The sequence below is a fragment of the Comamonas sp. NyZ500 genome, assembly GCF_016772095.1.
In the GTDB taxonomy this organism is placed as follows: domain Bacteria; phylum Pseudomonadota; class Gammaproteobacteria; order Burkholderiales; family Burkholderiaceae_C; genus Comamonas; species Comamonas thiooxydans.
The window spans coordinates 106,423-118,545 of sequence record NZ_JAEIJE010000014.1; the positions used below are offsets into that span (position 1 = coordinate 106,423).

15 protein-coding genes and 1 pseudogene are annotated in these 12,123 nt (G+C 54.4%); 6 read left to right on the top strand and 10 right to left on the bottom strand.

Annotated features, from left to right (window positions below; all coding sequences use genetic code 11):
- Nucleotides 1–598 precede the first annotated feature (598 nt).
- The gene (gene speG / locus JAO85_RS18915; RefSeq protein ID WP_034354104.1) at nucleotides 599–1,114 is read right to left on the bottom strand and encodes a spermidine N1-acetyltransferase; all 516 of its coding nucleotides are present in this window, start codon (nucleotides 1,112–1,114) and stop codon (nucleotides 599–601) included.
- A 108-nt stretch (nucleotides 1,115–1,222) separates the two neighbouring features.
- Between speG and JAO85_RS18920 the strand changes: the two genes are divergently transcribed.
- Together JAO85_RS18920 and JAO85_RS18925 are read left to right on the top strand one after the other, a co-directional pair.
- Nucleotides 1,223–2,095 carry a LysR family transcriptional regulator gene (locus JAO85_RS18920; RefSeq protein ID WP_034354101.1) on the top strand — a complete coding sequence of 291 codons (873 nt, stop codon included), beginning with the start codon at nucleotides 1,223–1,225 and terminating at the stop codon, nucleotides 2,093–2,095.
- Between the two features lie 33 nt (nucleotides 2,096–2,128).
- Nucleotides 2,129–2,460: pseudogene (locus JAO85_RS18925) on the top strand (transposase); the annotation flags it as partial.
- A gap of 19 nt (nucleotides 2,461–2,479) precedes the next feature.
- Here JAO85_RS18925 and JAO85_RS18930 read toward each other — a convergent pair.
- Nucleotides 2,480–3,298 carry a fimbrial protein gene (locus tag JAO85_RS18930; RefSeq protein WP_229227166.1) on the bottom strand — a complete coding sequence of 273 codons (819 nt, stop codon included), beginning with the start codon at nucleotides 3,296–3,298 and terminating at the stop codon, nucleotides 2,480–2,482.
- Between the two features lie 387 nt (nucleotides 3,299–3,685).
- Between JAO85_RS18930 and JAO85_RS25735 the strand changes: the two genes are divergently transcribed.
- Both JAO85_RS25735 and JAO85_RS18935 read left to right on the top strand, forming a co-directional pair.
- Entirely contained in the window at nucleotides 3,686–3,817 is a 132-nt protein-coding gene (locus tag JAO85_RS25735) for a hypothetical protein (protein ID WP_255539055.1), read from the top strand.
- 91 nt (nucleotides 3,818–3,908) lie between these two features.
- Nucleotides 3,909–4,061 (top strand): hypothetical protein, encoded by a 153-nt coding sequence (locus tag JAO85_RS18935; RefSeq protein ID WP_202788735.1) that lies wholly within the window; start codon nucleotides 3,909–3,911, stop codon nucleotides 4,059–4,061.
- 6 nt (nucleotides 4,062–4,067) lie between these two features.
- Here the strand turns inward: JAO85_RS18935 and JAO85_RS18940 are convergent, their stop codons facing one another.
- Nucleotides 4,068–4,523, bottom strand: a complete 456-nt coding sequence (locus JAO85_RS18940; RefSeq protein WP_003062356.1) for a universal stress protein — start codon at nucleotides 4,521–4,523, stop codon at nucleotides 4,068–4,070.
- Between the two features lie 149 nt (nucleotides 4,524–4,672).
- Nucleotides 4,673–5,146 carry a universal stress protein gene (locus tag JAO85_RS18945; RefSeq protein WP_202788736.1) on the bottom strand — a complete coding sequence of 158 codons (474 nt, stop codon included), beginning with the start codon at nucleotides 5,144–5,146 and terminating at the stop codon, nucleotides 4,673–4,675.
- Between the two features lie 228 nt (nucleotides 5,147–5,374).
- Between JAO85_RS18945 and JAO85_RS18950 the strand changes: the two genes are divergently transcribed.
- Complete coding sequence (locus JAO85_RS18950; protein WP_039048911.1) at nucleotides 5,375–5,932, top strand: DUF1003 domain-containing protein; 558 nt, start codon at nucleotides 5,375–5,377, stop codon at nucleotides 5,930–5,932.
- A 155-nt stretch (nucleotides 5,933–6,087) separates the two neighbouring features.
- Nucleotides 6,088–6,513, top strand: a complete 426-nt coding sequence (locus tag JAO85_RS18955; protein WP_012838624.1) for a hypothetical protein — start codon at nucleotides 6,088–6,090, stop codon at nucleotides 6,511–6,513.
- 350 nt (nucleotides 6,514–6,863) lie between these two features.
- On the opposite strand, the gene JAO85_RS18960 is transcribed toward JAO85_RS18955, so the two are convergent.
- The 6 genes from JAO85_RS18960 to JAO85_RS18985 all read right to left on the bottom strand — a co-directional run bounded on the left by JAO85_RS18960 (nucleotide 6,864) and on the right by JAO85_RS18985 (nucleotide 11,478).
- Nucleotides 6,864–8,384: an ATP-binding protein gene (locus JAO85_RS18960; RefSeq protein WP_202788737.1), complete on the bottom strand. Its 1,521-nt coding sequence runs from the start codon at nucleotides 8,382–8,384 to the stop codon at nucleotides 6,864–6,866.
- A gap of 27 nt (nucleotides 8,385–8,411) precedes the next feature.
- Nucleotides 8,412–8,954 (bottom strand): hypothetical protein, encoded by a 543-nt coding sequence (locus tag JAO85_RS18965; RefSeq protein WP_237734910.1) that lies wholly within the window; start codon nucleotides 8,952–8,954, stop codon nucleotides 8,412–8,414.
- Nucleotides 8,955–9,145: 191 nt separating this feature from the next.
- Entirely contained in the window at nucleotides 9,146–9,556 is a 411-nt protein-coding gene (locus JAO85_RS18970; protein ID WP_202788739.1) for a LexA family transcriptional regulator, read from the bottom strand.
- A gap of 308 nt (nucleotides 9,557–9,864) precedes the next feature.
- The gene (locus tag JAO85_RS18975; protein WP_003062340.1) at nucleotides 9,865–10,203 is read right to left on the bottom strand and encodes a DUF6616 family protein; all 339 of its coding nucleotides are present in this window, start codon (nucleotides 10,201–10,203) and stop codon (nucleotides 9,865–9,867) included.
- Nucleotides 10,204–10,213: 10 nt separating this feature from the next.
- A complete protein-coding gene (locus JAO85_RS18980; protein ID WP_202788740.1) occupies nucleotides 10,214–10,987 on the bottom strand; it encodes a DNA alkylation repair protein in 774 nt (257 codons plus the stop codon).
- A complete protein-coding gene (locus JAO85_RS18985; protein ID WP_046462351.1) occupies nucleotides 10,984–11,478 on the bottom strand; it encodes a MarR family winged helix-turn-helix transcriptional regulator in 495 nt (164 codons plus the stop codon). Before JAO85_RS18985 ends, JAO85_RS18980 begins: the two co-directional genes overlap by 4 nt.
- Nucleotides 11,479–12,123: the final 645 nt, after the last annotated feature.

Genomic DNA, 12,123 nt, shown 5'->3' on the forward strand with positions numbered 1-12,123 from the left:
CCGTTTACGGGCGATGACGATGTTCTGCGCAAGCTGCTCGATCTGCTGGAGTACGGCTTGCGGGTAGTCTGCGGGCGGTGTGTTCTGACGTGGCATACATAGATATTAGTGTTTTGGCTAAAACATGTAAATCTATGAATTATTTTTGTCTCTAAAGCATTGCTTGCATGCGACAGCAGGCGACTTCATTGTTGTCTGCGAGCTTGTTTGATACATAGATGTATTTAAATATCTATTTTTAATTCATCTATGAATAATTTGACGCTTTGTACCAGTGAATTTGTGAGCGCGCTGCGCTTGCTCTAGCTGCGTTTGAAAGTAGTTTGATGTCGATAGCTTTGCTGGGTTGGGGGTGGCTGCTTTGCTTTTGATAGCGCGTGGCAGGCGGCTGCGCTGGCGGTCGCGGTGCTGCAGCTCATGCAGCACGGTGTCTATCGGATGCATCGGCAGGAGATCCTCAAGCCCAGGTGGCCCGGCGCGGCAAAGCCATGGTCAAGCCATTGCCAGCGACGTTGGCATGTGCCGCAAGACGCCAGTACTACTGATGCAATGAACTGCTGGCGCAATGAACTACTGAGCCCAGAGGCTCTTCAATGATTCATTCCTTGTTGAGGTAACTTTTCTGCAGCAAATACATGCGCAACACGCTTCGATATTGGCCGTTGGCAAAGAATTCATCGACCAGTTCACCTTCCGGCTGAAAGCCAAGTTTCGTATAGACATGGATAGCCTTGGCATTCTCCTTGTCCACATGCAAAAAGATCTTGTGCAGATTGAGAACCTTGAAGCCATAGTCAAGCGCCAGACGAGTAGCACGAGTGGCAATCCCCTTGCCCTGCTGATCAGGGGCAACAATGATCTGGAACTCCGCTCGGCGGTGTACCAGGTCGATTTCCACCAACTCAACCAACCCCCCTCGGGCCCCTTCATGCTCGACTACAAAGCGACGTTCAGTTTGGTCGTGAACGTGTGAGTCGTAGAGGCTGGTCAGTTCATCAAAGGTCGCATAAGGCTCTTCAAACCAGTACCGCATGATGCTGGCGTTGTTATCCAGGTGGTGCACAAAGCGCAAATCGTCGCGCTCCAATGGTCTTAGCTGAATGGATGTCGTCATGGATTCTTTCGTTCAATGGTTGGAGAGGCCGCTTGAAGCGACCATGTTGCCAATGATCAATCAATTTTTTGTTTTAGAAAAGTTCAGATTAATCAGTAAAATTGATCCATGGAATGGACACTAGAACGTTTGAGCCAATTCGTCGCCGTGGCGGACTGTGGCTCGATGACCCAGGCCGCTCGGCGCCAGGGCCGAACTCAATCTTCAGTGAGCATGGCCATGGGACTGCTGGAGGCGGACCTCGGGCTGGAGTTGTTTCATCGTGTAGGCCGGTCGGTGCGACTCACGCAGGCTGGCGAAGTCATCTTGCTGGAGGCACGGGCCTTGCTCAATCAGGCCCAGGCGCTAGACCTGCGCGCGCGCAAGCTGTCGCATGGCCAGACAGCCAAGCTTTGCGTGGCTATCGACGAAGCCTTGCCCTATCCGCCGATTGCCAGACTGCTGCAGGAGCTGGCGCACCAGTTCCCGGCTTTGGAGTTGACCCTGCTCAATGGCACGGCGGCAGAGGTCGCACGCCAGGTGCAATCAGGTCGAGCTGAGCTTGCCTTTCAGTTTGACCGAGGCCCGGCTGGCGCTCAGTTTGCTCAAACTTATGTGGCTGGCGTACCTCAGATGGTGTTCGTATCGCGCGACCACGAGCTGGCCAAGTGCAATGGAATCAAGCGCGAGGACCTGGCTTCTCACCGGCAGTTGGTGATGCACATCGAGGGTGTTGAAGACCTCGTGATCAGTCCGAGCATCTGGCGCTCGGAGAGCTTCTACGTGCTTGCCGACATGCTGGCCGACGGCATAGGCTGGGGAATTCTGCCGCGCAATATTGCCCAAGCACCCGATATTGAGCCCCGCATCGTGGCACTGGACTGCGCGGAACTGCAGCTTCCGCCGTTAGCCGTGCGTATGCTCAATTTGCAAGGTGCAGAGCTGGGCGCTACGGCCTTGTGGATCGAGCAACGGCTGGCAACGCTGCTGCGTTCGAGCTAACAAGGAGGCTTCAGCACCTGGGAAGATAAAGCCATGAAGAGCTCGAACAAGCTCTCCCCCGAGGTTCGCGAGCGCGCGGTGAGGCTGGTGCAGGAGCCCCGTGGGGGAGGGCCCATCACTGTGGGCAAGCATCGAATCCGTCGCTTCCAGGATTGACTGCGTGTCGCAGACCTTGAACGAATGGGTCAAGCGTGCCGAGGTCGATGCCTGCGTACGCGAAGGCACCACGACCGGCGAGCTTCAGCGCAGGAAGGAACTGGAGCGCGGGTCAAGGAACTGCGCCGGCCCAGCGAGATATTGAAGCTGGCCAGCGCGTTTTTCGCCCAGGTGGAGCTCGGCCGCCGGCTCAAGCCCTGAAGGACTTCAAATCTTGGAGCCGGTAGCCTACAAGTAGCTCATGATGAATATCAGCTCTGTATTTGCTGTTCCAGGCTTGTATCTAGGCTCGTTTGTTAATCGGTAATAGTTCGCCTTCAGCGGGATCTGAAAACTACCGCCTTGGCGGGAGTCGTAGCCTGTGAATGTATGGGGAGTATCCAAAGCAAGAGGTACGTCATTGCCGTCTCTGATTTGAAGCCCGACTCCAATGGCGCCTGATCCATTATTAAGCCCGACGATTCCCTGACTGGCGTCAATGACCTTTGTCAACGCAACAAAGGTGTAATTGACCTTGCCCATTCCAGGTGGGCATCGGTTTAGATTCAGGTTGAAGGAGACCGGTATGGTGCGAGTACCTGGTCCATCAAAATCGGACGAAATATAGTCATCCCCCATGGGAACGTTCACGTCCGGACTCTCGCAGGAGCCCGCGATAAAGTTTATGGGTTGAGCCAGTCTAAATGTGACGAGGATATCGGGTCCAATCTTTAGGGTTCCGATCTCGCCTGCTTTAATCTGGCCGCTGGGATCAAATGCCGAAGTCTTGAGAAGTTCCAGTGTCATGTTGCCGACCAGCATCCATTGACCGGCCTCCTGCGCTATCCGAGGAGGTATGATGCCCCCGGTTCGCGTCTTTATTCGAAACGACAGTCCAGGTGTGCCGGTAGGAAAGTAAGACGAATCTACTGGAGTCGGTCCTCGCGCAGGAGCGGCGAGCATCCCAAACGGAGTTGAACTGTTGTTGCAGGTGAAGCGGATGTCTTTGGAGAGTGGCTTAATGTCAGTAAAGACCAGAGTCTCATTCGGTACATCACGAGGCACCATGATCTCTCCCGGGCCATCGAACGTCAACGTTTGGAGCCCCCCACCAGTTACAGTACACCGCGACTGTGCCTCTGCCTGAGACGAGATTCCCATCAAGGCCACCACCACCAGCCAACACAACATTATTCGGCGCATTTGGCATTTGGCATTTGGCATTTGGCATTTGGCATTTGGCATTTGGCATCCTATCAGTGAATATCCGAGGAGATTAAAAATCCAGTCAAAGCTGCGTGAAGTATGTAATCAATGGCTATGCGAAAAAATAAGAAAAATCTTATTTTTACCAAGACCTTTTCGTGCGCCTTCCTGCCTGACGCTTGCACGATGGCGCTCCATTTGAATGCCCGCACAAGTGCCCAACTCGTACTGCAACATGGCTTGGGAGTGGTGCCAGCCCTTGCTGCTTCAAGCGCGGGCGTGGTTGGAGTGCTGGTCAGCCTGGTCGAGCGCCGAGATGCCCAGGTCAATGCCTTGATAGGGCAGGTGCAGGTGGACAGGCAACTGCTGGCGACCCACTGACCAAGCCCGCAGAAAAGGCGAAAGCCCCAGGCGTTCAGACCGACTGAGGCTTTCGTTCCCAACCCTTGAAAGCCCAAGGATCGGAGCGCTGATGATGCTTTCCAAAGTGACCGTCACCACACCATTGAATGCCGCCGCCGCAGACTGCCATGCCCGCCGCATTGCCGTGGCCTATGTGCTGGCCGCATTGGGCATCACCGCCGCAGGCTTGGGCGGCTTGATCGCAGCTATCCGCTGGCGGTGAGCAGTCTCATTCTTTGACCACAGGCCTGTGCACCAGCACCGGAATGTGGCTGTTCACCAGCACGCGCTGGGTTTCGCTGCCCAGCAAAATGCCGGCAATGCCCTTGCGGCCGTGCGATGCCATGCAGATCAGGTCGCAGTGGCTTTCCTCGGCCTGCCGGATGATGGCCTTGTGCACCGAGGCGTTCATGGCTCGCGCAGTCTTGCAATACACCCCCTCGGCCCTGGCAATGTCCTGCACCTCCTGCAGCACCCTGTCGGCCGTTCTCTCGGCGTCCTTGTTGAGGTCGCTGGTGTTGTAGGTCATCATCGCCTCGCCGCTGTACATCAAGGCGGCATAGTCCGGCATCACATACAGCACCGTCACCTGGGAGTCTTGCTCCTTGGCCAGCTGCATGCCCGCGCGCAGCGCGGCTTCGGAGAGTTTCGAGCCGTCCGTAGGAATCAGAATGTGCATGAACATTTTCAGCCTCCTTGCGCGCCAGCGCCTGTGGGGTTGCCACGCAATCCGAACGATTGCCAAACCCATACTCACACTCCGGGGCGGCTGATGCAACACCCAGAAGTAGGTATTCAAGCGGTTTTTTTGATGGGCAAGAAAAGGCCTGAAATTCAGCGGGAATCGGCTCGGACCTCTTTGACCACAGGCCTATGCACCAGCACCGGAATGCCGCTGTTCACCAGCACGCGCTGGGTTTCGCTGCCCAGCAAAATGCCGGCAAGGCCCTTGCGACCGTGGGACGCCATGCAGATCAGGTCGCAGTGGCTGTCCTTGGCCTGTTGGATGATGGCCTGGTGCACCGAAAAGTTCATCGTCCGCTCCAACTTGCAATCCACTCCCTCGGCCTTGGCAATGTCCTGCACCGCCTTTAGCACTGTGTCGGCCGTTAGTTCGGCGTCCCGGCGCATCTCGCTGGGGTTGTAGGCCACCATCCCCTCGCCGCTATACATCAAGGCCGAATAGTCCGGCATCACATAAAGCACCGTCACCTCGGAGCCTTGCTCCTTGGCCAACTGCATGCCCGCGCGCAGCGCGGCTTCGGAGAGTTTCGAGCCGTCTGTCGGAATCAGAATGTGCTTGAACATTTTCAGCCTCCTTGGGCATCAGCGGTAGCTACGCAATCCGAACGATTGCCTGCCCATACTCACACTCGAAGGCAGCCATTGCAACACCTGGCGTCAATATTCAAGCATTCCCCCGCTTGTGCTTGTTGCCGCATGACGGTGGCGGCGGCGCGACAGGACGCAAGGCAAGCTCCAGGCTTGGATAGCATGCTGACAATGTCCTCATCTTTCGGATGACAAGGAAGTCCCATGCTCAATACGGATACCGTTGCGAAGAGGCTGTTTGGTGCCTCCGCAGATACCTTGGACGCCAGAGCGCTCAAGGTCGCCCAGCACATTGCCCGGCGCAAGCACATTTCACGCAATGTGGACCAGGAGCTAGATCAGACACCGCCCACCTTCGGCCAGCGCGCAGCCGATGCCGTCGCCACCTTTGGCGGCTCCTGGGCCTTTGTGGCGCTGTTTTGCGCAACCATGCTGGTCTGGGTGGGCCTCAACGCCTTTCTGCTTTGGGCGCGCGGCTCCACGTTCGACCCGTATCCCTACATTCTGCTGAACCTGTTTCTGTCCATGCTGGCGGCCATACAGGCGCCCATCATTCTCATGTCGCAGAACCGCCAGGCAGACAAGGACCGCATTCGCGGAGAGCACGACTACGAAGTCAACCTCAAGGCCGAGCTGGAAATCATGCTGCTGCACCAAAAAATCGACGAGCTGCAGAAAACGCAGTGGAGTGAGCTCATCACCATCCAGAGCGAACAGCTCCAGCTGCTGCGCCGGCTGGCGGACGGGCAGCGGTCCGTTTAACTGCGCAGGTTTTGCGTAGTCTGAGGTGCTTGCCAGCGCCTCGTCGGTGCCACACGGGGCTGCCGCGTCCGCGGTGCAGATCGCTACCAGCGGATTGGTGCGGGAAGGGCGGGAAGGGCGGTAGTACGATTCACCCATAGCAACTTGGAGAGGGTATGGGCAAATCGACGTATCGTGCATTGGTGATTGCTTCGCTGGGCATCCCGTTATTCGGAATGCTGGCGGAATATGGCTTCGATCTGGTGCCCCATGAGCTGACCGATCTTTCCCAGAGCCTTTTGATGCAGTCGGAAGTCGGCCCCACGGACTGGATTTTCTTGCTGGCGCTCTCGGTGCTCGTGGTGCTCGGCCTCATTGCTTTTTACGGGCTGCTGCGGTTCAGAGCATGGGCGCCTCGGTTTACCCTGTGGTCTTCTGCTGCGACCGTAGTCGTCGCCTGTTTCAGCCCGCCGATTGTGCTGTCCGGCTTGGGGAACGCGACATCGGCCTTGGGCTTTGCACTATTTGGCGCAGTGCTTGCCTTGCCGTACTACGCACCCGAAGTGCGAGAGATGTTCTGGCCCTCCAAGCCAGAGGACTGAACAAAAGCCCCTGCCAGGGGCTTTTGTATGGCCAGGGCAATCGGCTGGGCATGGGGCTGGGTAGGGCGGCCCTGGCTGTCATAGTTCAGGTTCAGCAGATAGCGGCTGTGCTGCGACGCGTCGGTATTGCCCTGCGGACTTCTTCCCCTTGCGGGTCTTGTATTCGTCGCCCTCCCGGCCATAAATCAAGCGTCTGCAAGAGTGCAGGCGTGCAATGTCCGGGCACAAAAAAGCCGCCAGTTCGGATGCGTTTCTTCCGCGCGATCTTAGGAGCTCTTACGCTCCACCTCTTGCGAGGCCCTGACAAGAGGAAGGTGCGTATAGCAACGTTTAGTGATTGAGTAGCGTGATCATCGGTTTGCCTGAATGAAGTTGCGCATATGCTCAATTGATTCGGAAAGTTGATCACTATTAAACCTCACGTTTAAAGTATTTTCTGGATGATGGATTTGATGGCGTATGTACTCAGTTAAAGTAGTGGTTGTGTTTTGTGGGTTGCCTTTATATATCTTTATATAAGGAATTTGCTGTTTACCAATTTTATAATCTTGTAGTTTTCCAATAGCCTCAATGTGTCCGTAAAGTTCATTGTGATACTCTTGACTGGCTTCACCGAAGGTAGAGAAGTTCACTTCATTGAGGCTCGGATATGGCAGCTCATGCTCCCTTATTTTTTGTATTCTGTTATCTTGTTGGTCAGATATTATCAATAGGTCTTCAAACCTTAATTGTTTTACAATCTCTGGACTATGAGTTGTTAGTATTACTTGAGTATTGCCGGTTTTTGATAGTTTTACTAAAGCATCGAGAAGTGCTCTTTGATGATCGGGGTGTTGTGCCGTCTCCGGTTCTTCAATAGCATAAATAATGCTGGGAAGCTTTGATTCTTGATGACGTCTTTCTGCTTCTGCTCGGAAGAAACTAATTAATATCAATCTCTTAACGCCACTGCCTCGCTTATTTATAGGTATTCCTTCATCTGCGGTAATGGAAACACTTTTGAAGACATCAGTCCACTTTAAATCTTGAGAGTCGGGTAATTGAGGGTCTAGTGTTGAAGCGATAGTTGGATTCATTTCGCTCAATTTTTCGCGAGTTCTTTCCGCCACGTCCTCTAATCGCTGCTTGACTAGATTGGAAATTCTTTCAAAATCATCTCTTATAGATTTGTCGCTTAGAATTTCTCTGACAGCAAGCTTCATAGGGTCTTGAATTTCACCATCGCCATCACTATTTTTTCGATCAGATTGGAATAAAGTGAAAAGCGGCATATATGCCTTTAACTTATCCCACAGATCTTTGGATTCAATCTTTGCGATTTCAATTTCGCAGGATTTTAGCTCTAGGTCACTCTGTGCACCCCAAATGGCCTTTCTTAGCTCAGCATTCTTTGTCTTGTCTGCGCAGGCAAATTCTTGAGTGTCAACTATCTTTTGTAGTTCTGAGATTTTCTTGAAAAGCAGGTCTTTACATGCAGTATTGGTCGGGTGCAGTGCCTCTATAAAGACCTTCTCTTTTCCTGCATTAGGGTAACGTTTTAGAACCTTAAGTGTTCCATTTTTTGATAAAAGATATTCATCCTTCAGTGTTGTAGGGTTAGTTGCATCAATATATATTTGTGCCGGAAGATTTGTGAATTCAACTGATATTTCAATATCAGAGTTGCCTTCTGAAAGGCATTTTTTATTTATGTCATCTTTGTCTATTTTTACGCACCCTTTTCCTTCATTAAAGAAAATATCTAGCGCTTCAAGGATTGTAGATTTCCCTATATCATTTTTTCCAACGAAAACTAAAAGATTATCGAAGTCGATTGATACGGGTGAACTGTACCCTCTAAATCTATTTATTGTTACAGATTTGATTTTCATATCTATCTCCTCCAAGTAGAAAAATAATTAACACCTTAGTCGGAACTGCTCATCTCTCGCGATCTTGCGCTCCCTACGAACCCAATCCAGGTCGTAATACTGGCTGCCCGCACGTCCCATGCTATCCAACGCTTTGACACGTTCTTCCAGCGCGTCACAGACTTGTTTTTTGCCGGGTTCGGCAGGCTGGGCAGGGCGGGTCTGATAGACAACCGCAGGGGCTGCAGTATTGCGCTGGGTTTTGCGCCATTGGGCTTCGGCCTGGGCTACTTTTTGATCCCAGGGCAGGCCGGAGGGCACGGTTTCCGTGCGCTCGAGAAAAGCGTTGTGCTGGCCGCATTGCGAACTGGACCAGAAAAGCCCGCCGCCATGGCCTTTGCACAGATAAACGGTGCTGCCTGAGTGGCCGCTGTGCAAGGTGGTGGTTTTGTCTTCCACCAGTTTGCCGCCTTTGCATGCTTCTTGAGAATAGGAATTGCCGCAGCGATAAATAGGCTGCGCTATGGCTTGATTCATAGCGGTGGCTGGCAGCAAAAATGCTGCGGCAGTCAAGGCAGGCAGAAAATGCATGCGGAGCATTATCTGTAAAAATTAGTTACTGATGCATTAACCCCGGCCCGCAGTGCGATGTTGGGTCACTGTAATAAACCAAAGAAAAAGGCAATGTAGAGAGCTACATTGCCTTTCTTCGTGAGTGGGCGCTTTTTTGGTGCTAATCAGATTTCAACGGCCGCCTGCGTTGGGCTGGCGCGCGCATGTATTCATCTTGCAAAGCGCTTGATGCAACTGGTGACGACACCCCAGATTTCCAGCGTCTGTCCTTCTGGCGGCATGATGTCGGGGTAGGTGGGGGCGCCTGCCCTGAGCTTGCAGGTGTCGCCATCGCTGTCCAGCGCTCTGATGACGAGTTCGCGATCGACAACTGCCACGACGATGCTCCCATCGCGAGCGCGCAGCTCCCTGTCCACCACGACGATATCGCCGTCATCGATGCCGTGTTCCTGCATGGACGGGCCGGTCACGCGTAGCAGGAACGTGGCTTTGGGGTGCGTGACCAGCAGGTCTGTAATATCCAGCCGCTTGCCTGCAAAGTCATTCGCGGGCGAGCCTGCGCGTGCGCTGCGGTCAGCCAGCGGCAAAGTAACCGGGGACGCGATCAGTTGGACGGGCATACCACTCATGAGACGATGACTGTGCATATGTACAGTGTAGCGGTTGATGCGACTCCGGTGTCATGAATCCACGTTGATGTCGCATGCTTTCCACTCGATCCTGCACCCGGTTCTGTTCGGAGCCGGGGACCTATGCTGAGTTGCATGTGCTGTGCCGAAAGCTGGCCAGCCCGCAGTGGTGACTGTGGCGGGCGGCCATTAGCAGGCATTAATGGGCATCAGCGGGCATTAGTGGGCATTAACGGGGACTAGAAAATGACTAGCCGCATGTATTACCAGAGCACAGCGGCATTGTCCGAAAGACTGCGCTACGCGGCGGCTAGAGCAGCCAAGTGAATATCCGCCGCCCCTTGAGTGCTGGCTGCATTCACATGGTCAAAATAATCGTACCAGCCGCTGGCTTTGATGCCCGCCAGCAGAGCGTCACGAGCGGCCTGGTCAGGAAAGCGCCAAATACCAAGGAATGTATGCGCGGTTCCCTGGTCAATGCTGGAGTCCGTTTCTGCCAGGGAGAGGACTTCGACACCGAGGCTGGAGAGTTGATTCAATGCGAGTCCGATGCCGCCAAGAAAATGTTGCCTTTGTTCGGCGGACAGTGCGAGCCAGGCCGAATTGGGGGTGTAGAGCTCTACGAGGTAATGAGACATGGTTCCACTTTCACTTGAGATTGCGCAGTGCGCGTTGACATATACGATGTGTGGCGGCGGCTTGGGTGCTTTGAAGCCATTGGGCACAGATGTCACGCACCCAGGCTGGCTGGTCCTTGGCGGCATCATTGAGCCAGTTGGCGACCGAGTCCTGCACGTAGACCGAAGGGTCGCTCTTCAAAGCTGAGAGCAAAGGCAGTGCTTGCTCGGGCGAGCGTTTGAGCTGTGAGATATGCGTGCTCCACACACCGCGGGGACGCAAGACCTCGCACGCGAATCGTCGGACGCGTTCGGAAGGATCTTGTGTCCATGGCATCAGCTGAGCGATAGCCGCAGCCAGGTCTTGCACCAGGTGCGGTCGCATCGCCATCCAAGCCCATTCACGCACACCAAAATGGGCATCATCTGCCAGCGGGTGCATTGCGGCCAGCCGTACACCGAGATCCAGGTTAGGCCGGGCACCGATCATGAAACACGCCCAGCCTCGTGCCATATCGGCGCGGTGCGTTTGGCATTGTGCGATGCCCTCAGTACCCAGGGCATCCAGCAAGACTGCACCGATACGGGCCATGCGTTTGAGCACGCCCAGTTGGCAGGCTTCATCGATCGTGCTCAGTGCTTGAGCCGTAAGCGCCGGAAAGATTGTTCGTGCCAGTACGGCCTGGTCGACTGCCAGGCATTCAGCCAGCGTCGCGCATTGCAACTCCCCGCGCGATAGCGCATGCAGAACGTCCCGAGGAATGTCGGCGGTGCGCGTCGCACCCTTGCGGACTTGATCCCTCATGATTCAACGTCCGATTCAGGGCCTCGTACTTTCTCCAGCAACGCTGCCAGCTGCTTTCGCTCATCTACAGACAGGTTGCCAAACAAGCCTGCAATCCACCGACCATGCTGGTCGATAACGGTACCGGCTAGTTGTTTTCCTTTTGAGGTCAGTCGAATGCAAAGTGCGCGGCGGTCTTCGGCGTTGGCGTGACGTTCAATCAGGCCTTCGCGCTCCAGTCCGTCTAAGAGGCCGGTCACCGTGGCGCGGGTCACGCCAGCCTGCTCGGCCAGCGCGTTGGGTGCGAGTCCGTCAGGCGCCACATCGAGAAGGAACAACAACACAAAGCGCCCCTCAGACAAACCATGAGGGGCCAGCAAAGCAGCGCAGTCGCGATCGATGTTTGCAGCCATCGACAGCACTTGAAAGCACAGCTGGATGCCATCCACATCGGGCAGTTTGCGTCGTTGTGCTTCTTCAATTAGCGCCTGGTACTTCTGTTCAAGCTTCATTAGTTAGCCAAAATATAATATGGTGGCTAATTATATGAGCAAGATCACTGCATGAATAGTGGACCGAGCACCACCTCATCAGATGCCGGCTTGTCGATTGCAGACCTTGGCCTAGCTGAGCGCCGATTCAATGACCAGGCAGAGTAGGGTGGCTGTGAGCACTGAATCGTCAGGGGCGCTCAGGGACGGCGCTTGCTTGCGATCAAGTTGGGCAGCGATATCGGTGTGCCGGGAGCCTGTTGATCTTCATGGTCTTGTTCAAGCAGGGCAAGCAAGCCCTGCTTGAACTTGGGCGGGCCGATGCCCGCCCTGTCACATCGGTCAGTTGGTCGCAAAGCAGTACATCAGCCCGGCACTGCCGCTCTGCTGCAACTGCTCAACGCTGCAGCCGCGCGAGCCATCAGGGCAAATTACATCTTGCAAAGCGTTTGATGCAGCTGGAGATGACACCCCATATTTCCAGCGTCTGTCCTTCCTGCGGCACGATGTCGGAATAGGTGGGGGCGCCTGCCATATAAATAAGACAAGGCATTGAGATTGAAACTGCTCGCTAGAGAATAGAGCGATCTGACGTTGTTCTAAAATTCATAGCTGTAGGCGCCAGCATTTGTTGAGTTTCAGGTTGTTATCTGCCTGAAAGTCAAG